The organism is Antarcticibacterium sp. 1MA-6-2, assembly GCF_021535135.1.
Taxonomy (GTDB): domain Bacteria; phylum Bacteroidota; class Bacteroidia; order Flavobacteriales; family Flavobacteriaceae; genus Gillisia.
This window is the reverse complement of the sequence record NZ_CP091036.1, coordinates 1671690-1692489: the sequence shown is the minus strand read 5'-3', so window position 1 is coordinate 1692489 and position 20800 is coordinate 1671690. Positions and strand designations below refer to the sequence as shown.

Here is a 20800-nt window from a genome sequence, read left to right as displayed (position 1 = left end):
ATCATGAGAATTTTATTTGAAAATATTATTTCCTTTCTAAAAGAAAATCAAGTTAAATATGAACTCCATGGAGAACTGCACAGCGATTATAAAATTTCTTCTATTTTCTTTCCCGAAAAAAATGGTTTTTATTTTATGGAGAATGAAGTGAAAATTGAACAATTTAACAACTCTCTTTTCCTTGCAAATCATAAAGAAATAATTAAAAATTTTAATGGCAATGGAGTTATAAAAATTGGTGAAAGACCTCAGGTGATTTTTTATAAACTTTTAAACTATTATTTTAAGGAAAAGTCGAATGGAAAAATATCTAATCTTTCAAGTATCCACCCGGAAGCTGTTATAGGAAAAAACGTGCAAATTGATGCATTTGTGGTGGTTGGTAAATGTAAGATTGAGGATGAGGTTATTATTAAAAGCAATTCTGTCATCGAAGATAAATCCACCTTACAGGTTAATGTAATTATAGAATCAAATTGCACTATAGGAGCTACAGGAATAGCTTGGGTATGGGATAAGAATGGAGAAAGAATAACGCAACCACAATTAGGAGGAGTTTTAATTAAAAAAGATTGCATTATAGGAGCAAATAGTGTGATTGTAAGAGGTTCTCTAAATGAAAATACAATGCTCGGCAATAATGCAGTAATTGCCCCTGGGGCGAAAATTGGTCATGGTTGTGTTCTAGAAGATAATGTTCACTTGGCTAATAATGTCTCTTTGGCAGGGAATGTTAAAGTAGGTCAGAACACTTTTGTTGGTAGTGGAGCAGTTATTTCCCCTAAAATTGAAATACCAAGAAATACGATTATAGGTGCTGGGGCAATGGTCAACAAAAATTTTGTAAAGGAAAATTGTACTTTAGTAGGTGTACCTGCAAAGGTATTGTATGAAGACAATTCTTTAAATGCAGGGAAGGGAGTACCTGTGCAAAAAAATAAGAAAAATGAAAAATAGTGTTATTTCAGAAAAAGCAGTTATTGGAAGGAATGTTCAAATTGGATTCTTTTGTATAATAGAGGAAGGTGCCGAAATTGGAGATGATGTGGTAATAGAGAATTACTGTATTATTAGATCCGGAGTCAAAATAGGAAGTGGGACAAAATTAAAAAGTTATATTGAGTTGAGGGAACGGACTATAATTGGAGAAAATTGCTTCGTTGATTCTAAAGTTTCCAGTTCAGGAGATTGTCAGGTTGGTAATAACGTCACCTTAAGATACGAAACCATTTTAGCAAGGGGACTTAAGATTTCTGATAACTGTTATTTAAGTCCAAGAGTAATGACCAATAATCTTGATGATGAAATGAAATCTATTGGAGGAGCACACATTGGTAAGAACTGCTTTATAGGTACCAATGCAGTTTTACAACATGGTATTGTGATTGGTGAAAATGTTACTATTGGTTCAATGGCTTTTGTGAATAAAGATTGTGAAGATAATTTAGTTTATGTAGGTATTCCGGCAAAATCTCTTAAAGGCAGATAGTGGAGTTTCAGGAATTTTCAATGGAGTATGAGGAGAAAAAAGTTTTTCAATACCACAATAATGTAATAGAAAAACCTTTAATTTCTGTTTCTGTGGTAACTTATCAGCACGTAAATTACATCAGAGAATGCCTTAATGGAATTTTAATGCAACAAACATTGTTTTCTTTTGAAATTCTTTTGGGAGATGATGAAAGCACAGATGGTACACGTGAAATTTGCATTGAATATGCGAAAAGATATCCTGATAAAATAAGGTTGTTTTTACATCATCGTGAAAATAATATTGAAATTAATGGAGAACCTTCTGGCAGGTTTAATTTTATGTATAACCTTTTTAGTGCCAGGGGGAAATATATTGCTTTATGTGATGGTGACGATTATTGGTTCGATCCTTTAAAGTTACAAAAACAGGTTGAATATTTACAATCACAACCAGAAACGGTTTTTACATTTACTTCAAATAAATACCTTTATCAGGATGGCAGGTTAAACTCAAGGGCCATAGAAGATATTCCGGAAATTGGAAATTTTAAGACATTACTTGATCAGAATAGTATAATAAGTTCTACGGTGGTTTTTAAAAACAGTATACCCATAGAAGGGCTTCCTGCTCTTCTTGCCAAAACATACGTAGGGGACTGGCCATTATTTTTATGGCTTTTGAGAACCAAGGGAGTATATAATTTTTTGAAGTTTGAAAGTACAGTATATCGTAAACATGTTGGTATTTTAGTAAAGTATAAAACTAAGCCACTTCTAAGTCTTGAAAGTCAAATTCAGTTAAAAGGCCTACTGCTAAAGGAACCAGAATTTGTTAATTATCAAACAGAGATTTTAAAAAGCCAAAAAAGAAATTGGTTGCAGATTATGGCACATTATAATAAAAGAAAGAAATATATAAAAGGATTGAGGTATTTTTCTAAAGCATTTGAGGTCGCTGGTTTTCCTCAACAGCTTCGTATATATTTATATTCAATTAGTCTGGGATTGCAGAAAAATTATTGATAATGTATTTCTATATTTTGTTTTTAAAAAATACTGCACCCAATAACTATTATTTTCCAATTGTTTTTTCTGATGAAGCTGTTACATTAAGGGTTAAAATTGAATTGGAAAACGAAAATCAATGTCCCCGAAGGTATTTCTATCCTTCTTTAAATAAAATATGTAAACTTCAGTTATTGTTCCGTTTCGGAGAGTTATACTGAAAGGACTATGTTTGCCCCTTTTCCACGATCTTTTTGAAATCCATCAGGAAAAGATAATTTGAATTATTTGAAAAAACAATGATGCATTCAGCTAAGCCTTTTTTTATTCTTTCCAATCCAAGAAGTGGTTCTTCTCTTTTACGGGTCATTTGTGAATCAAATCAAAATATTTCCGTACCTCCTGAATGTGGATATATAGAATGGTGGTTTGAGAAATACAAAGACTGGAACAAAGAAGATAATTATAGTAAACGATTAGAAAGGTTCTGCATTGATCTCGGGTCTTCTCGAAAATTCGAAACGTGGAATTTTGATATTCTTTACTTTAAGAAAATTGTTCATAAGTACAACCCGGAAGATTATGCTGATTTGGCTGCATTAATCCACATTACATATGGGCTCTTAAAAGAGAAAGAAGTAATGGCTTGGGGAGATAAAAACAATTACTATATTCATAAAACATCACTACTTCAACAGCTCTATCCTCACGCAAAATATATATTTCTTATAAGAGATGGCCGGGATGTAGCAACTTCTTATATTTCATTAAAAAATATTCAAAGTAATAGCCCCTATTTTCCCAAACTTTCCAATGACATCAAAGAAATAGCCGAGGAATGGAATAATAACAACTCAAAAGTTTTTCATTTTCTCAACGCCGTGGCAAAAGATCAAGTTCTAATTTTACGTTATGAAGATATTATCTGCTCTTTGGAAAAAAGCTGTAGATCAATTTGTGAATTTTTAAATGTGTCTTTTGATCCAGGGATGCTAAAATATTATTATAATCATCTCGAGCCAAAACAAACTTTAGACTGGAAAAGAAAAACCTTGAGAAGTCCAGATAAATTGGCAATAGGAAAATACAAGCTAATGCTCACGGAAAAAGAGATTGAAATATTTAATTCGGTTGCAGGAAGTATTTTAAGCCAGTTTGATTATGATGTGTGATGAAGTAAAAGAATTTTTTTTAAGCGTACGATTGATGACTTATAATCATTCAGGTTATATTGAAGAAGCATTAAGAAGTATTGATATTCAAAGAACGAAATTTGATTTTGAGGTGGTAGTTGGTGATGATTTTTCGACGGATGATACGCTGCTGAAAATCCGGAATTTTAAATTTAATAATAAAAAGCTCCACCTGAAAATTTTAAACAGACAGATTGGAGACGAATATCATCAAGAGAGACGGGAAAAAGGTAGGTTGTTTAATTTTGTAAACATAATACAAAATTGTTCTGGAAGTTATGTCGCTCTTCTTGATGGGGATGATTATTGGACTGATCCTTTAAAGCTTCAAAGGCAGGTAGATTTTTTAGAGGCGAATAATGATTTTTCTATCTGTTTTCATAATGTCAATATTGAGGATACACGAGGAAAAGAAAAAAAACATACACCATGCATCCTTTCTTAGAAAAAGACGTTTTTGAAACAAAAGATATTTTAAAACAGTGGTTTATTCCAACAGCTTCAATTCTTTTTAAAAAGAATGATAATTTAGTTTTCCCTGACTGGTTTACTCGTTGTGCCAGTGGAGATATTCCACTGTTACTCTTACTTTCTTTACAAGGGAAATTAAAGTTTTTACCAGATAATATGGGAGTTTATCGTCATCACGACGCTGGCATCTCTACAAAACATACGGGTTACTTCAAGGTTTTTTCAATGGTTTACATCTATCAAAATTTTAATGACTATACCAATAAAAAATTTGAAGGGGAAATTTTTGAGGCTATGAAATATGAAGTTCGAATGCATTTGCCAGAAATGGTTGAACTTAGGAAGTTAAAGCAGAAAAGGAAGAAGAGGATTTTATCGTCCTTGTATGAAAAGATATGTAAAAAATTAACTTTTAAGTAATTTTGAGAAAGATCCTCTTCGTTACTCATGAAACCACCCGCACTTAGTGCTCCATTCGTGCTGTTGTATTTCCTGCAATGGCTCAAAAAGCACCATCCGGAGATTGTCTTTTCTGTCCTTGCATTGAGAGGAGGAAGTTTAAAAGCACAATTTGAGGAATTAGCCAATGAATTTGTAGATATATCTTCTCTCAAAGCAACAGAATATACGTTTAAACAAAAATTTCTGAACAAACTAAGGAGGAAATTCATAAAAAAGCCGAAACGCATAAATATTCACGAGCAGATATTAATTGAACTGGCAGCACAAGATTTTGACATTATTTACGCCAATACAATTGTTTCTATTCCGGTTTCAGCAAGATTAAAATCCTGGAGTGGGAAGTCCAGGTTGGTGGCGCACGTACATGAAATGAAGACCATTATTTCTTTAAGTCTGCCTAATTTCATAGATTTTATTCCCGAGATAGATTTAATCATTGCCGCATCGGAAACAGTAAAGCAGAATTTAGTCCGGAATTATAATTTGGCGGATAAACAGGTAATAAAAATAAATGATTTCAGTGTGAAAAAGCAACCTGAGGTGTTACAACAGAGAAACTCGGATTTTATTGTTGGGGGATCTGGAACGGTACACTGGCGGAAGGGAAGTGACTTATTCCTACAGCTGGCGCAAATCACCAAAAGTAAATATCCTGACCTAGAGATAAAGTTTCAATGGATTGGCGCTATCTCCAATACCGATAAAATTATTTATCAAGCGGATATTGAAAAGGCCGAGCTTTCAGAAGTTATTTCCTTTGATGGGGAGAAAGAAAATCCAGGACATTTTATTTCACAATTCTCTGTGTTTGTGTTGCCTTCCCGCGAAGATCCTTTTCCTTTGGTGGCAATTGAAGCTGGAATGCAAGCCAAGCCTATAATTTGTTTCGAGCAAGGGTCGGGTACAGCCGAAATCGTCAAAAATGGCGGCGGTTTTGTTGTCCCTTATTTAGATATTGAATCAATGGCAGAGAAAATTGTTTTTTACTATAAAAATCCAGAAAAGTTAATAGAAGATGGACAAAAAGCGAAGCAACTCTTTAAAGAATTCACACCTGAAAATATTTGTCCGAAAATATTTGCTGCCATAAAGAACATTGGAGGTGAATAAACCGTTAGTTTCCATCTGCATCCCGACATTTAATGGAGGGAAATATTTAAAAGAAGCACTGGATTCTGTATTAAAACAGGAATATAAAAATTGTGAAATTATTTTTAGTGATGATAGTTCACAAGACGATACATTGAAAATAATTAAGGACTTTAAAAATAAGAACAACATATCTGTACAACTACTTCATCATAAACCACGTGGAATTGGTGCTAATTGGAATAATTGTATAAAATATGCTAACGGCGAATATATTAAGTTTTTATTTCAGGATGATGTACTTTTTCCAGATTGTATTTCAAAACTTGTAAAAACTATTCAAGAAAATAACTCAATAGGTTTAGTAGCGTGTAAACGCCAATTAATACTAGAGCAGCCGCGCAGCCGGGAAATAAAAGATTGGATAGATAATTATTTTGATTTACAGCAGGATTTAAAAGAAATTTCGGGAAAATTTCTTCTTACGAGATCATTATTCAAAGAGAATATTTTTTTTAAGGATCCTGTAAATAAAATTGGAGAACCGAGTACAGTTCTCTTCAAAAAGAAACTTATAAAAAAAGTTGGATTATTTAGGGAGGACCTTGAACAAGTTCTTGATTATGAGTTCTATTTCAGGATACTCAAATATGAGAATATTGTTATCTTAAATGAAGAACTTGTAGGATTTCGATTACATAAACATCAAACGACTAATGTGAATAGAGAGAGGGAAATTGCAGATTATGCAGCTTTTGACAGAATTTTATATGACGATTTCTTTTGGCATCTAAGCTATGTGGAGCAAAAACGATTACTGTTCAAATTTAATGCTCCTTACCGAAAATATAGAAGGTTATTATATTTTATTAAGAATCACTTTAACTCAATTATATAGATTTTTGAATTGGAAGTAAAACCGATGCTTGCCATAGTAATTCCGTACTACAAGATTAATTTCTTTGAAGAATGCCTTCAGTCACTGGCAAATCAAACAAGTAAAAACTTTAGAGTATATATAGGTGATGATGCTTCTCCTGATGATCCCTCGGGGATAGTTAGCGAGTACAATAAGCAATTAACTTTAAAGATTAAAAGATTTAAAGAAAATTTAGGAGGAAAGTCTTTAACTTAAGTCAATGGGATAGGTGTATCAATTTATGTGAAGGAGAAGAATGGATAATGATCCTCGGGGATGATGATGTATTAGGAGAGAATGTGGTAGAAGAATTCTACAGTAGTTTTTCAAAATTTGAGGGAAAGACAAATGTGGTAAGATTTGCTTCCCAAGTTATAAATTCAGCAGGTATTCCTACGTCAAAAGTTTACAAACATCCAAAATGGGAAAAAGCAGCTGATTCTTATTTCAGGTGGTTGAATGGAAAGACAAGAAGTTCTTTGTCTGAACATATCTTCAGTAAAGAAGCATACGGGAAGCATAAATTTAAAGATTATCCTCTCGGATGGCATAGTGATGATATTGCGTGGTTGGATTTTTCAGGTGATAAAGAAATATACAGCATCAATAAGAGCCTAATACTAGTAAGACATTCTGATTATAATATTACAACATCCAACAATAATCTTGAATTAAAGAGTAAGGCGTCAAGTAGATTCCAGAGTGATTTAATTTTCGAAAAATTAAAACTGTTTAGAAAAAGTCAGAAGAGAAAGTTGCTATTAAATTTCGAAATTTTTCAAAAAGAAAAGCAGCAAATGGAGATAAAATATTGGAATTTTCTTTTTATATATTATTTCAGGCAAGGCAATGTATTAGACATCCTAAAGCTCTGTAGAAGATTTGCCCTTTACCAGGTAAAAAAAGATAAATAATAGTGAATTTAATTTGTAAAGTGGATTACTCCAGATGGAGTAACTCTTTATCACAACGTTCGAAAATCGCATCATCCTTTGTTAAATCAAATTTTCTTGCAAAAAGAAAATTATGAGAGGCAACTTTAAGTTCTTCAAAATCTGCTACATCAAAAGTTACGGGTAGAGGGCCTGAACTTCTTTCCCAGTTAACATAAGTTAAAGAGGGTGATATTTCCAGATTATATAATAGCTTCAAATGCATAATAATGCTGTGAAAAAAAATCTCATCAGCACATAAGGTATATTTATGGTATTTCAGATATTCTGGATTATCCTTCACGTAATTCAATATTTTTTTTAATGTGTTTACAGGAAATGCCCAATAAACGCTTCCTCCAAAAGGTTTTAAATCTTGCGGAAATTGTCTCTTTCTGAAAATTACTGTTGATTCCCTTAATCTTTTTGATTTTCGAAGATAATTGAGTTTACCTAGTGTTGACCTTTGATAAAAATCTTTGTCATAAATAGAAGGAAGAAGTAAAAAGTGCCCTCTTTTAGTGGTCTTATTTATTTTGTACTTATAAATTCTATCCAAACCTTGTCTGTTCCAAAGTTTTGGAACAGGTGATAAATCAATAAAATTAGTATTTGGATTTTTAGTAAGATAATCGCTTATAGAAGAGGTGGGTTGAAGAGGATAATCTTGGCCACTCAGGAGATAACAAAAACCTTCAGTATGGTTTTTTACTATTGTTTCCATTGCATTTAAAGTTGCTTTCACTATACCAATGTCTCCCCATGTCCCTTTTTCTCTATTTTCATCTTTTATAAAAACTACATTTTCACAATTTTTCAGTTGTTGATAAAAAGGCTCTATTTTGACTCTTCGGTCAATATGGATATAAAAGTAGGTCTCTGGAGTTCTTATTATATTTATCAGCCTTCTTAACTGAAGGGGATATTGATGAGCTAAAATGATATAATGTATGTCCAACTTAATAAATTTATGATTTCAAAATTATAATTGTTAAAGTTTTGACTGAAATATTTTAATCCGATGTATAATCTTAATGTCCTCAATTCATTATTTCATTCTAGTAATATAGAATTGTAAATGACCTTCTACAAGTAAATCGGTAAAGGCTGAAAGCTTTGGTTAAATATAAAAGTATTGAGTCTAATTATGTTTTATTTATTTAAAATTGAAGATTTTTATTCTTTCCCATAAAAGGAAGTAAAGAAGATTTTATAAGTATCAACTTAACATTATTTCATCTTATAACTTAAAAAAGTTAGTTTTCATTTAGGTTTGCATCTAAAACGATAAATTAAAATGATTTATTTCCTTCACAATGGATAAGGCTATATCAACTCCTTTACTTACCGTTCTAATGCCCGTATTTAACGCGGAGAAATATATTGCTGCATCAGTGGAAAGTGTTCTTAACCAAAGTTATGAAGATTTTGAATTTCTAATTATAGATGATGCATCGACTGATCAAACGGTTTCTATTATAAAATCTTACAGTGATGCAAGAATTAAGTTAATTGAAAAACGTAAAAACACTGGTTATACAAATAGTTTAAATACAGGGCTAAAAATTGCCCAAGGTAAATACGTGGGCAGGATGGATAGTGACGATATAAGCCTACCAAACAGATTTGCTAAACAAATATCTTTTTTGGAGAGTAATCCGGAGGTTATAGTATGTGGAACGCAACATGAAATAATGGGAAAGAACAATGCGGTCTCCCTTCCCACCAAAAATGCGGAAATAAGGTTAGCTTTACTCTGGGGAAATTGTTTGGTCCATTCTTCTGTTATGATAAGAAAAGATGCTCTTATTCAATCTTCTGTTTATTACGATGCCTTAAAAGAACCTTCAGAAGATTATGATTTGTGGGTTCGATTGTTGCCCATAGGACATCTCTATAACATTCCTGAAGTTTTGGTGAGCTACCGTATTCATTATGCTTCCGTTTCCAGAACCCGATATGAACAACAAGAAGAAGAATCTATTAAAGTTAAACTTCGATTATTAGGTTATTTAAACGTTCACTTGGAGCCTAGTGAGCAACAAGTATTAATGAAGGTTTTTAGAAAAAATTTTTTACTTACGGTTAATGAGATTCAAACTTTTCAGAATGTGAAACAAAAATTTTGCAATTCAAACAACGAAGGATTTTTCGAAAAAAAGGTTTTAAAAAGTACTTGCTGGACCTGGAAGAAAGGGTGCTAAAAAAATTCGTTAACAGGTATGAAAGATATACACCACAAGTATTTTTTGATTATCTAAAGATAAAAAATAAGTGGGATATGAAGCTATCATCATTTGGAGAAATCAATTTATTCATTAAATCATTTTCTTTTTGGAAAATTTAAAAATTAGATCTCCCTTTATCAGTATAATAATGGCGACTTATAATCGGGCTCATTTTTTAGAAGAAAGCCTTCAATATATTATTGAGCAGAGTTTTCATGATTTTGAGTGTTTGATTATAGATGATGGCAGCACCGACAGTACTTCTCAAATAATAGATGAATTGTGTTTGAGAGACAGCCGCTTTAAATATTTCCAAAGAAAAGATAACTATAAAAAAGGGCTACCCGGTTGCCGTAATTTTGGTCTTGATAACGCAAAGGGAGAATACGTTATCTTTTTTGATGACGACGATATTCCTCATCCTAAATTACTTGAATGGACAGTAAGAAAAATAGAAGCACATAATGTTGATTATTGCCGATACCTTCGAACTGTTTTTCAAGGTAAGTTTGAGCGTGAATTTAATAATGATGAGGAGTATGGAGTTAAAGTTTTAGATAGCTGTGTTGTCGAGAAAATGATATGTGGTGAAATTCCATTTAATTCCTGTCAGGTACTTTGGAAAAAATCATGTTTTAAAGATTTAAGATTTGATGAAAATTTGATGTTTGCGGAAGAATGGGAGTGCTATACCCGAATTTTATTAAGAGGAAGTAAGGGAATTTCTTTAGAAAAAGTTCTTTACTTTGGACGGAAACATCCAAATTCCAATACGGGAGAATTTTGGAATGCAGATCCAATTAGAATGAATTCAAATATACAAGCCATTAAAATGGTAATTAATAATTTAAAGAAACATCAATTATTAACAGAAAAATTAATCCATTATTTTATACGTTGGGGTTTTCAGTTCAACAAGCCTGAAATAATTAATTATACTTTAAAAAAATCAAATTCAGGGATTATAAAATCTCTTAAATACAAAATAGGGTATGTTTTTTACCCCTTTTTAAAACCTCTTTTCCTATTGAAAAAAAAATTCAGAGAAGCTTGAAAATTCTAGTATGTTTCGGAACCCGACCGGAAGCAATAAAAATGGCCCCGGTAATCCATGAACTTCAAAAACAGAAAATTCCTTTTGAAGTTTGTATAACGGCACAGCACCGTGAAATGCTTGATCAGGTGCTGGACTTTTTTGAGGTAAAGCCTGATTTTGATCTTAACCTAATGAAACAGGGGCAAAGTTTAAATGGTCTCAGTGCAGAAATTTTTAAAAATATTGATGAAGTTTTCTCCTCATCACAACCTGACCTGGTCCTGGTTCACGGCGACACCACCACTTCTGTTATTGTTGCCATGGCTGCTTTTCATAAAGGGATTAAAGTAGGTCATGTGGAGGCTGGTCTTCGAACCTTTAATCGAAACTCTCCTTTTCCAGAAGAAATAAACAGGCAACTTACCGCCCGTCTTGCCTCTATCCACTTTGCACCAACTTTGCGAGCAAAGGAAAATTTGTTAAGAGAAAACATTTCAGAAGGTGAAATATTTATAACAGGAAATACTGTAGTTGATGCGCTGGAATGGAGTGAAAAAAAGATAGAAGATTTAACCTTCACGGCGGTCTCAGATGTTACTGGTATTAATTTTACAGGAATTGAAAAATTCGTGTTGGTAACAGGCCATCGCAGGGAAAATTTCGGGGAGGGTTTAAATCAAATTTGCCTGGCATTAAAAAAGCTTTCTGACCATGTCCAGATTATTTTCCCAGTACATTTAAATCCCAACGTACAACAGGAAGTTTATGGGGAATTGAATGAAAATAAAAATGTTCATTTAATAAATCCTGTTTCTTATCAAATTATGCTCTGGCTAATTAGAAATTGCGAGTTTATTATTTCAGATTCAGGAGGAATACAGGAAGAAGCACCGAGTTTTGGAAAAAAGGTCCTGGTAACCAGGGAGAACTCCGAAAGATCCGAGGGTATTGAATCAGAATTTGCCATTCTCGTTGGTTCAAACTCACACTGTATTTTAAAAGAGGGCCTCCAATTGCTGAATTCTCCTTTTAAGACAGAAGCAGGAAATCCTTACGGAGATGGTAAAGCTTCTAAAAAGATCATATATTCCCTGAAAATGCATTTTGGCCTTATATGAAAATCCTCGTTGTTGCAGAATCCATTGATCTTGATTCCGGGAGCGGTGGGAAAGTCAATAGAGCTCTTATCCTGAACTTGATTCAATGTGGCTTTCGGGTAAAAGTATATCATTATACAAGAAAAGAAATATCTCTTAAAGGCGCTGCGACAATTGCCATAAAGGAAAACCGGAGTAGTGAACTATTCCTGTTGAGCCGAATGGAAAGATATATTCGCAACATTTTCGGGATAAGCCTAAATCACAGAATCGAAAAAAGGGTAGGATTCTCATTTACATTAAAAAATGATAGAAATAGTATTATTTCAGCTTTAAGAAAGGAAAAAGATTTTGAGCCGGATTGGGTGCTAACTTTAAGTCAGGGTGGAAGTTTCCGTCCACATCATGCATTGCTGAGACTTCCAAAATGGCATAGTAGGTGGATTGCCTATATTCATGATCCATACCCCATGCACTGGTATCCTAAGCCTTATACTTGGCAGGAGCAGGGTTACAAAGCTAAACAACGGTTTATGCAGGAAATTGCGGACAATTGTAAATACGCAGCTTTTCCTTCAAAGTTGCTTAAGGAATGGATGGGTACTCATTATACTTCGTATTTTGAAAAGGGAATTGTAATCCCACATCAGTTAAATAAAGATACTGAAGAAGGAAAATCTTCACCCATAAAAATTAATGCTGCTGAATTTACCATTTTACATGCTGGTAATTTGTTGCAGGCGCGAAATCCAAAAGGTTTAATAGAGGGTTTTAAATTGTTCCTTAACAAAAATCCGAAAGCTCCTGTCAAATTTTTACACGTTGGCCCGGCTGAACATTACCAAACCTATCTTGAAAAAGAAGCAGCCGAAAATCCCCAAATATCCGCTTATTGTGAAAACTTACCTTTCCACCAGGTACTTAAATTACAGGAAAACGTCTCTGTAAATGTAATAATAGAAGCAAAAGCTGGTTTCAGCCCCTTCCTACCCGGTAAATTCCCTCATTGTATTGCTACAGAAAAACCTATTCTCTTATTAGGTCCACTTAAAAGTGAAGCAAAAAGGCTGTTAGGAGATACTTATCCTTATTGGGCAGAAATAGATGATACAGAACAAATAGAAATATTGATCGGGGAATTATATCAAAGATGGAAGGCAGGACTAGAAAAGTGGAATTACAAGGAAGTAATACAATATTTATCTGCCGACAATTTAAAAGTTATTATTGAAAACTTGAACAAGCTATGAAAATTTTGATGGTATCAATTTTCGCCCCGCATTTCTTTAACTGGACAGAGCAATTAAAGAATTCAGGGCATAAAGTATATTGGCTGGATGTTTTTGATTCCAATACACATGTTGAGCAAATTGATTTTGTCCATCAGATTAAGGGTTGGAGGTATAAATATGATTTTCCCGGAAGGTATTTTTTAAAAGAAAATGCACCCAGACTAACAAAATTAATAAACAGGTTTAATGAACGAAAATTATCTTCAATATTTAAAAAAATATTATTGGAAATTGAACCGGATGTTGTACACAGTTTTGTTATGTATGCCTCCTGTGTACCTATTCTAGAAGAAATGCAAAAACATCCTAATATTAAATGGATCTATTCTGCTTGGGGAAACGATCTGTTCTTTTATCAAAATGAAGAAAAATATTTAATAGGTATTAAAGAGGTTCTACCGAGAATAAATTTTATGTTTGCAGATTGCCAAAGAGATTTCCAAATCGCCAAAATATACGGTTTTGAAGGTAAATTTCTAGGAGTCTTCCCTACAGGAGGAGGATATAATAGTAAGTTTTTTGAGAAGTGGAAATTACCAATACAGCAACGAAAAAAAATTTTAATAAAAGGATATCAACATAAATTTGGTAGAAGCATAAAAATTTTAGAAGCTGTAAACCTTCTTAAGAGCCACCTTTCTAAATATGAAATTGTGGTATTTGCAGCCAATCAAAAGGTTATAGATTTTGCGGTAAATCACCATATGGACATTTGGGAAAATTTCAAAATTTATGAAAAGTTGCCACACGAGCAGATTTTGAAACTAATGGGTTCATCCAGAATCTACTTGGGAAGCAGTATTTCTGACGGCATGCCTAATACTCTACTTGAGGCAATTATAATGGAAACCTTTCCTATCCAGTCTAATCCGGGCGGAGCAACAGCTGAAATTATCTCTCATAATTTTAATGGGCTATTAATTTCTGATCCTGAAGATTCCAAAGAAATAGCAAACCTAATCCTTTGTGGGATCAATAATGAACCTTTTTTAAGAAAAGCCATTGACTGGAATAGCAAAAATATTACACCTTTATTGGAACGAGAAAAGGTAAAAAATAAAGTTCTTGAGGCTTATGCAATTGTTGAGAGAGAATTATGAGTAACGTGCAATTCATATCAATTATTTATGCGAATCGTAATCGCGATGTGAAGCGGATAAAAGCTTCCATTAATTCCCTGTCCTCACAACAGGCACAGAATTTTGAGGTTATTTTCGTGGATTACGGCAGTGAGCCTACTTTAGTATCTCAATATCAGAATCTTTTTACCTCTTACGACTTTGCCCAATTTTTTCATCTAGAAGTTTCCCATTTGCTATGGAACAAAAGCAAGGCCCTGAACTATGCTATCAAAAAAGCTACTTTTCCCAATATTTTTATAGCAGATGTAGACCTAATTTTTCACCCCAATAGTCTGTCTCTATTGAATAACCTTTCTCCTTCAGAAAAGTTTTTCTTATTCCGATTGGGTTATTTAAGTGCGGAAGAGTCTAAGAAATTGAGCGAAAATCACCGTTTTGAAGATTTAAAGCCACAACGTGTAGGAAGTGTAAATGGTATGTTACTTGCATCAAAAGAAGCTCTATCAAAGGTAAAAGGGCTTGATGAATTCTTTCACTTTTATGGAGCCGAAGACGAAGACTTGTTTGCCCGCCTGGAAAGTGCTTAGCTACAGAAAAGAACCTATTGAGGGAGTTTATTTCTACCATAATTGGCATAGAAGTTTTTCGGGTTCAGAGGACAAATTGCTGACTGGGACCCCAAGGATAAGGAATATTATGAGGATTAATGAGCGACATTTTCATAGGAACAGGAAAAGAGGTTTAATTCAACCTATGGGACAGCATGGGATGGGGGTAATAGTTCATGAGGGACAGGGTCATCTCCTAAATACAGCTGAAAGAAAATTTCATATTAATAATGTACTCTCCCATGTGGAACATTTCTTAGGGGAAGAACTTCCTTCTTTCAAAGGGGAGACAATAAAAGCTGAATTCGTAGAAGATGAATATTTCAATACATGGAAATATAAGATCAAGAAGAAACTAGGAAGGCAGACACAACCGTATCTTTCTATGAAAGAAGTTAATGATCTTGTTCTTAAAGAAATTCTTTTTCGCTACAGGAATCATAACTATTCTTTCAATGTCGCTACAGACCTGAAAAGTATTACATTTTGTATACAGTTGTAAAAGATGAAAGAAAATACCAGAACCAAGGGTGAAGGAGAAATATAGCTACTGCTATTGTTTATAAGAAGTCTTCCTAAAAAAAAATTACTGAAGAGATTTCTTAAACTCTCTATTTCTTTTTTATAATGAATCCATCTTCAAGACAGGAAATTTCGAAAGAATCAAATTCTTCCAGTAGCTCCTGTTTGGGAATTAAGTAATTCCTCCAGTTTACAGCATCCAGGAAAACTAATATTGCCTTGCCCTCATATATTTCCTGTTTAATACTGTTTAAATTTTCTCTATTTGATTTACCAGGAATTATTCTTGCAGAATGACTAGTATGTAAGGTGATTATCTCAATTGCATTAGAATAAACCGGAAGGTCATCGTCAACAGAATTGAGACTTAATATAGCATCAGATTGTTTCCATGTTATTTTTGTATATCCTGATCCATTCTTATAATGATGAAACCAGAGAGGAAGTACAGAACCTGAGAAATTTAGCAACAGGAAAAGTAGTATTGAGAAAGAGAATATCTTTAAATGAGGCTGTCCTTTAAAATAGTTGAGAAATATTCCCAATAAGATCAGCATAAATGGAAAAATGGGTGCAAGAATCCTTCTATCAAGTGGGGTCACCTGGTCAAAAAAGTTGACGGTTACAAATAAAAAACCAACATAGCAAATTATGAGGGTTAATGCGGCAAGAATAATTTTCCTGTAATTACTGAAGACACTGGAAACTAACTCTCTTATTTCTATGTCATATTTCTTATACATTATTAAAAAAAATACAAGAAGGAAAGGAAAAAATAATCTCGCTATGTCACCGCCGATAAACCAGTAGGCTATTGACAGAAAAAAAGATTCCAATTTTGCCCAGGGCATTATATGAACTGAAAATTTTCGTATTGGCTGGGTCTCATCAAAAGAAGCAATGTAGAGGAACCATGGTATAATTACCAGTGCCTGAGGAATAATAAAAATTAGAAGTTTCTTCAGGTTATAAAAAAAAGATCTTTTAATTAGGAGGAGGAAGATGAAATAAGCCCCAATAAAACCAATTCCTGCGTACCTGGTTAAAAACATAAATCCACAGAAAATTCCACTTGCTAGTAAAAATTTGGTTTTTTTAAAATTTAAATACTTTATGTAGTACAAAAAACTGCTTAATAATAGAAAAAGGAAAAGCCCTTCTGATAAGTAATAATTAAAAAGAGAAATAGGATGTGATAGCAGGAATAATAATGTTATCGAGAGTGCAAATAGATTAGCTATTTTAAGCTTCTTTAGTATTTTATAAAATAAAATTGTAGTAGCGAACAGTAAAATTGAGTTTAAGTATAGCCCGGCTTCTAGTGTAGACATACCAGAAATTAAGGATGCTATGGCAAGAAGAATTGGAAACAAGGGAGGCCAAATAGAAACCAAACTTCCTTTGTCATTCACTATCCCTTCACCATCTGCGATATTCTGAGATACCTCCAGGTAAGCCATAGAATCAGGAAAAAATCCCAAATCGTTTTCAAAGTTGGTTAAAATTAGAATTAATGATGCAGCGAGTGCAACAACATAAATTAAGAGACCTGAGCTTATAAGGTTTTTTGTAGCCAATACTAAAGACTAAGAAGCGACTAAGATATAATTCTTTTTTTATAGTTGCTTTTATTCAACAAATTCTGAGGAGATGCATTTTTTTATGTTCTGAGGTCAAAAGTTTTAGATGTAGAAAATTGTTATAGAAAGTTAGAAAATTAATTGTCTGGATAGCAATAACAAACTTAAGCATTAGGTTAAAATAGCTACATTTGAGTCATCCAAACGATCGAAGTGCTGAAAGTCACCGTACATTTTAATTCGACATTACCTCATTTTAGCCAGGTCTTTGCCGGGCTGGAATTCCTTGGCACCAGAAAAAATATAAGTCTGGCATACCATCTGGATCCGGGGAAATATCCTGTTAACATTTTGAAACTGGAAATTAATGGAAAGACTGTCTTTTTTGATCTTGCAGATAACAATAGGATAGATTTGTCTCTTTACAATGAATGCGACTTCTATGTAAAAAGGATGCTATTAAAGAAAGATCGTGAGCAATTGGAAAGGCTAATTCCTTACGGTCTTTACTACCCTGTTTTTTTTAGTAATCGGAACCTCAAATTCCTTTTTCTTGAAGATCCTTCTTACTGGAGATATTCCTTAAAATATTTTCCTTTTCTTTCCCGGTCTTTAAATTTAAAGGATTCTATCGCCACAAATCATTTAAGGCGGATGCATTCGGAACCAGCGGACAGGAAAAAAGTAATTTTCCGATCCCGACTCTGGGATGCGGGGGAACGTCATCCTGAATGGAAAAGAGATAAAAGAAAACTCCTGAATGAGGAGCGTGTGAAAATGAACAAGATATTAGCCAAACAACTGGGTTCTGATTTTATAGGTGGTATTAGAAGAGATAGTTTTTCTGAGAAAATTTGCTCGGACCTGTTGCTTGATGAAAATGAATTTCATCGGAAGAATTATCTGGAGGTGTTGAGAGGGTGTTCTATAGGAATAACGAGCCCGGGCCTTGAAGAAAGTGTAGGAGCCAAATTTGGGGAGTATATGGCTTTTGGCCTGGCTGTTGTCACAAATCCGGTGGACGTGTATGAATTTCTTGGTCCTTTGGAAAATGAAAGACATTATCTGGATTACGAAACACCGGAAGAATGCCTTGAAAAAACTTTACTTCTGTACTCCAATGACAGCCTCAGGGCGAAAATGCAACAAGAAAATACGGCTTATTATAAAGAGTGGTTACACCCAGGTTTAAAGCTGCAGAAAATTATTGAACTAATACAAACAAAATGATTTTACTAGTTCACAAAAGAGCCGCAAACATAACTGAGGTATGGAAAGGAACTGAGAGAATTAATTTTTCAAAAGATCTATGTCAATGCTTTTGGCAGCTGGCCGAAGAGTTTCCTGATGAAGTAATAGTTTGGGTGGAAGAAGATATATTTCCTTTCTTTCGACCTGAGGGATTGCAGGATATACTTGCACATAATCGGGTGATGCTATCGTACGCTGTAAAAACAAAGTTTCTTTCCGGAGAAATTGGGTTTGTCGATCAGCTACCATTTATTAATATAAAATCAGGAGTGAAATATCCTACCTGGAGAATGAGCAGTGACGTTGGAGGTATAAAAGCAGCTACTCTTCTAAAATTTAAGAAGCACTTCCTGAATATAATAGATTTTAATTATTTGCTTAATTCTATTGCCAAGGTGGGGCAGCAAAATGGTTTGTTCTGCTACTCACATCCCGGCCTTGTAAAATCTACAGTGGAGAGTAAACCCGTAGCAACAGCAGGCACTAAACATTTATTTTCATTTGTTTATCAACATTACAATACTATATGGCTCTTTGTCTTATTTTTCTGTATGTTGAAATATGAAAAAAAGTTTCCTCTGTGGTCTCTTTTCGGATCTTTCTTTAACACCAAATTTTTCGGTAAGGAAGTAGATCTTTTAAAAACGGAAAAAAGACCTGACAACTTAACAGAAGATATTTTGAAAAAAATAGATGTAATTATTCCCACTATAGGTCGGCCGGAGTATTTAAAGCAGGTAGTGGGAGATCTAAGCCAGCAAACCCTTCTTCCTGAAAGAGTAATTATAGTAGAACAACAACCGGAAGCCAATGTTGGATCAGAATTGGATGATTTTTTAAAAAAGGAATGGCCTTTTCAGGTGGTACATATTTTTACCCATAGAACTTATAGCATGATGGCCAGAAATAAAGCATTGAAAAAGGTTAAATCAGAGTGGATTTTTTTGCCGATGATGATATTCGGGTGGCAAAGGATATTCTCGCTAAAACTCTTGATGAAGCTTTTCGTTTAAATATTAACTGCATAAATCTTAACTGTAAACAACCCGGAGAAAAGACCATTTTTCATAAGGTAAAACAATGGGGCAGTTTTGGTTCGGGAACCAGTATGGTTCGTAGCAGGTTCGTAAAGGGTCTAAGGTTTTCGGAAGTTTTTGAACATGGATATGGAGAGGATGCCGACTTTGGAATGAAATTACGCAAAGCGGGATGTGATATTATTTACCACCCCCTTCTGGAGATAAAACATTTAAAAGCCCCTGTTGGAGGTTTTCGAAAAAAGCTAGGTTCTGGAGTGGGAAAAGGATGACCCACAGCCAAAACCTTCTCCCACAGTAATGATCCTGGCAAACAGATATTTTACCTATAGACAGATGAAAGGTTTTAAAATTTCGCTTTATTTGAAGTTTTACAAGAATCAGAAAGAAAAAAATCCCTTCGTCTATTTAAGAAATATGGAAAAAAGCTGGAAAAAAAGTGAGGAATGGGCAAAAAGACTGGAAGGAAAAAATGCAATTTCAAAAATAAACGGAGCGATTTAAAAATTGAATGAAGTATTTAGTTACCAATAAGAGTTATCTAACAGCACCTTTAAGTTGGCCAATTGTCCTGCAGGTACAAAAATTTGCGGGGATGCAGGTTTTACTTGAGAAAGCAGGAGAACCTGATATAACAGAAAATAATCTACTTATAGCAGATGGTTATCTGCGGGATCTAAAAAAAGAAGTTAAAGATATCGAGGGTCAAAAAAAGAGCGTTGTAGAGTCACTACAAAAAGAATGGCCCTTGATCTCAAATATAACCAGTTTCTTTTTCAGCCACTCTTATAAATTTTGTAAACCAGGAGATCATCCTGTGCACCGACCAGGTGGGGTTGTATCCTCTTTATTATTTAAAAAAAGAGGAGAATTTTTATATCTCGAACAGCATTATATTAATGGGTGCCGTCACGGGTTGTGAGTTTGATGAGGCAGGTATTGTACAAAGAAGTTTAGGTCCCGAATATTCAACATTGGGGAGCAGGACGATTTTAAAAGGATGCAAACGCCTGCTGCCGGGTGAGTATTTAAGATATAGCTTCAAAGGAGAACGGCTTCAACAGAAATTTGACAACTAAGCTGTTTCAGAATATGACGGGGCCCTCTCCGGATTCTTTAGAAGTAGGGAAATACTGGGAAGCTTACAAAAAGGAAGTACAATATTGCGTAAACTATTCAGAAAAAGTTAACATTGCACTAAGTGGAGGGATAGATAGCAGGATTGTGCTTGGTGCAATACCTGCAGAAAAAGAATTGAATTGCTATACATATGGAGAGTCAGGAAATTATGAAACGAAAATAGCTGCGAAATTATGTAGTTTAAAAAAGGGTAGTTTTCATGTGTGTTCCAATCCCGAACTCTATTTCCCAGATCCTAAAACCTTCAGAAGAAAAGTTGTTGAGACAGAGGGGGTGGAACTCTGTTCCTGGCTGGAGATTACTGAATCGGTAGATAGCAAAAGAGAAGAACCACTGCTGCTCGGGGAACTTTGTGAAGCCTTCTTAAGCGCGGAACATTAGAA

Annotated in this window: 25 protein-coding genes; 23 read left to right on the top strand and 2 right to left on the bottom strand. The window is 33.9% G+C overall.

Annotated features, from left to right (window positions below):
• Positions 1-3: 3 nt before the first annotated feature.
• From LZ575_RS08560 to LZ575_RS08515, 10 genes are all read left to right on the top strand, one after another.
• Positions 4-957 carry a DapH/DapD/GlmU-related protein gene (locus LZ575_RS08560; RefSeq protein ID WP_235330281.1) on the top strand — a complete coding sequence of 318 codons (954 nt, stop codon included), beginning with the start codon at positions 4-6 and terminating at the stop codon, positions 955-957.
• On the top strand, positions 947-1489 hold the full coding sequence (locus LZ575_RS08555) for a DapH/DapD/GlmU-related protein (RefSeq protein WP_235330280.1): 543 nt from the start codon (positions 947-949) through the stop codon (positions 1487-1489). The genes LZ575_RS08560 and LZ575_RS08555 overlap by 11 nt, the downstream gene beginning before the upstream one ends.
• Positions 1489-2496, top strand: a complete 1008-nt coding sequence (locus LZ575_RS08550; RefSeq protein ID WP_235330279.1) for a glycosyltransferase — start codon at positions 1489-1491, stop codon at positions 2494-2496. The genes LZ575_RS08555 and LZ575_RS08550 overlap by 1 nt, the downstream gene beginning before the upstream one ends.
• A 281-nt stretch (positions 2497-2777) precedes the next feature.
• Complete coding sequence (locus LZ575_RS08545; RefSeq protein WP_235330278.1) at positions 2778-3650, top strand: sulfotransferase; 873 nt, start codon at positions 2778-2780, stop codon at positions 3648-3650.
• Positions 3640-4116 (top strand): glycosyltransferase, encoded by a 477-nt coding sequence (locus tag LZ575_RS08540; protein ID WP_235330277.1) that lies wholly within the window; start codon positions 3640-3642, stop codon positions 4114-4116. The genes LZ575_RS08545 and LZ575_RS08540 overlap by 11 nt, the downstream gene beginning before the upstream one ends.
• The gene (locus tag LZ575_RS08535; protein ID WP_235330276.1) at positions 4101-4562 is read left to right on the top strand and encodes a hypothetical protein; all 462 of its coding nucleotides are present in this window, start codon (positions 4101-4103) and stop codon (positions 4560-4562) included. Before LZ575_RS08540 ends, LZ575_RS08535 begins: the two co-directional genes overlap by 16 nt.
• 411 nt (positions 4563-4973) lie before the next feature.
• On the top strand, positions 4974-5714 hold the full coding sequence (locus LZ575_RS08530) for a glycosyltransferase family 4 protein (RefSeq protein WP_235330275.1): 741 nt from the start codon (positions 4974-4976) through the stop codon (positions 5712-5714).
• Positions 5707-6591, top strand: a complete 885-nt coding sequence (locus LZ575_RS08525) for a glycosyltransferase (RefSeq protein WP_235330274.1) — start codon at positions 5707-5709, stop codon at positions 6589-6591. Before LZ575_RS08530 ends, LZ575_RS08525 begins: the two co-directional genes overlap by 8 nt.
• Before the next feature lie 24 nt (positions 6592-6615).
• Positions 6616-6828, top strand: coding sequence for a glycosyltransferase family A protein (locus LZ575_RS08520; RefSeq protein WP_235330273.1), 213 nt, complete (start codon positions 6616-6618; stop codon positions 6826-6828).
• 83 nt (positions 6829-6911) lie between these two features.
• Positions 6912-7526, top strand: coding sequence for a hypothetical protein (locus LZ575_RS08515; protein ID WP_235330272.1), 615 nt, complete (start codon positions 6912-6914; stop codon positions 7524-7526).
• 25 nt (positions 7527-7551) lie between these two features.
• On the opposite strand, the gene LZ575_RS08510 is transcribed toward LZ575_RS08515, so the two are convergent.
• Positions 7552-8502, bottom strand: a complete 951-nt coding sequence (locus LZ575_RS08510; RefSeq protein ID WP_235330271.1) for a beta-1,6-N-acetylglucosaminyltransferase — start codon at positions 8500-8502, stop codon at positions 7552-7554.
• Positions 8503-8860: 358 nt separating this feature from the next.
• Here LZ575_RS08510 and LZ575_RS08505 point away from each other — a divergent pair, with 358 nt between their 5' ends.
• The 7 genes from LZ575_RS08505 to LZ575_RS08475 all read left to right on the top strand — a co-directional run bounded on the left by LZ575_RS08505 (position 8861) and on the right by LZ575_RS08475 (position 15389).
• On the top strand, positions 8861-9748 hold the full coding sequence (locus LZ575_RS08505; RefSeq protein ID WP_235330270.1) for a glycosyltransferase: 888 nt from the start codon (positions 8861-8863) through the stop codon (positions 9746-9748).
• 130 nt (positions 9749-9878) lie between these two features.
• The gene (locus tag LZ575_RS08500) at positions 9879-10826 is read left to right on the top strand and encodes a glycosyltransferase family 2 protein (RefSeq protein WP_235330269.1); all 948 of its coding nucleotides are present in this window, start codon (positions 9879-9881) and stop codon (positions 10824-10826) included.
• Between the two features lie 41 nt (positions 10827-10867).
• Positions 10868-11926: a non-hydrolyzing UDP-N-acetylglucosamine 2-epimerase gene (gene wecB / locus LZ575_RS08495; RefSeq protein ID WP_235330268.1), complete on the top strand. Its 1059-nt coding sequence runs from the start codon at positions 10868-10870 to the stop codon at positions 11924-11926.
• Positions 11923-13155 (top strand): UDP-glycosyltransferase, encoded by a 1233-nt coding sequence (locus LZ575_RS08490; protein WP_235330267.1) that lies wholly within the window; start codon positions 11923-11925, stop codon positions 13153-13155. The genes wecB and LZ575_RS08490 overlap by 4 nt, the downstream gene beginning before the upstream one ends.
• Positions 13152-14297 carry a glycosyltransferase gene (locus LZ575_RS08485; RefSeq protein WP_235330266.1) on the top strand — a complete coding sequence of 382 codons (1146 nt, stop codon included), beginning with the start codon at positions 13152-13154 and terminating at the stop codon, positions 14295-14297. The genes LZ575_RS08490 and LZ575_RS08485 overlap by 4 nt, the downstream gene beginning before the upstream one ends.
• Positions 14294-14866, top strand: coding sequence for a glycosyltransferase family 2 protein (locus tag LZ575_RS08480; RefSeq protein WP_235330265.1), 573 nt, complete (start codon positions 14294-14296; stop codon positions 14864-14866). The genes LZ575_RS08485 and LZ575_RS08480 overlap by 4 nt, the downstream gene beginning before the upstream one ends.
• Complete coding sequence (locus LZ575_RS08475) at positions 14859-15389, top strand: hypothetical protein (protein WP_235330264.1); 531 nt, start codon at positions 14859-14861, stop codon at positions 15387-15389. The genes LZ575_RS08480 and LZ575_RS08475 overlap by 8 nt, the downstream gene beginning before the upstream one ends.
• A gap of 109 nt (positions 15390-15498) precedes the next feature.
• Here LZ575_RS08475 and LZ575_RS08470 read toward each other — a convergent pair whose 3' ends face one another.
• The gene (locus tag LZ575_RS08470; protein WP_235330263.1) at positions 15499-16986 is read right to left on the bottom strand and encodes a glycosyltransferase family 39 protein; all 1488 of its coding nucleotides are present in this window, start codon (positions 16984-16986) and stop codon (positions 15499-15501) included.
• 216 nt (positions 16987-17202) lie between these two features.
• Between LZ575_RS08470 and LZ575_RS08465 the strand changes: the two genes are divergently transcribed.
• The 6 genes from LZ575_RS08465 (at position 17203) to LZ575_RS08440 (ending at position 20798) form a co-directional block, all read left to right on the top strand.
• Positions 17203-18219 carry a glycosyltransferase gene (locus tag LZ575_RS08465; protein ID WP_235330262.1) on the top strand — a complete coding sequence of 339 codons (1017 nt, stop codon included), beginning with the start codon at positions 17203-17205 and terminating at the stop codon, positions 18217-18219.
• Positions 18216-19253 carry a glycosyltransferase family 2 protein gene (locus LZ575_RS08460; protein ID WP_235330261.1) on the top strand — a complete coding sequence of 346 codons (1038 nt, stop codon included), beginning with the start codon at positions 18216-18218 and terminating at the stop codon, positions 19251-19253. Before LZ575_RS08465 ends, LZ575_RS08460 begins: the two co-directional genes overlap by 4 nt.
• Entirely contained in the window at positions 19205-19549 is a 345-nt protein-coding gene (locus tag LZ575_RS08455; protein WP_235330260.1) for a glycosyltransferase family 2 protein, read from the top strand. The genes LZ575_RS08460 and LZ575_RS08455 overlap by 49 nt, the downstream gene beginning before the upstream one ends.
• 239 nt (positions 19550-19788) lie before the next feature.
• Positions 19789-20199, top strand: a complete 411-nt coding sequence (locus LZ575_RS08450) for a hypothetical protein (RefSeq protein ID WP_235330259.1) — start codon at positions 19789-19791, stop codon at positions 20197-20199.
• The gene (locus tag LZ575_RS08445) at positions 20177-20356 is read left to right on the top strand and encodes a hypothetical protein (protein ID WP_235330258.1); all 180 of its coding nucleotides are present in this window, start codon (positions 20177-20179) and stop codon (positions 20354-20356) included. The genes LZ575_RS08450 and LZ575_RS08445 overlap by 23 nt, the downstream gene beginning before the upstream one ends.
• A 13-nt stretch (positions 20357-20369) precedes the next feature.
• The gene (locus LZ575_RS08440; protein WP_235330257.1) at positions 20370-20798 is read left to right on the top strand and encodes a hypothetical protein; all 429 of its coding nucleotides are present in this window, start codon (positions 20370-20372) and stop codon (positions 20796-20798) included.
• Positions 20799-20800: the final 2 nt, after the last annotated feature.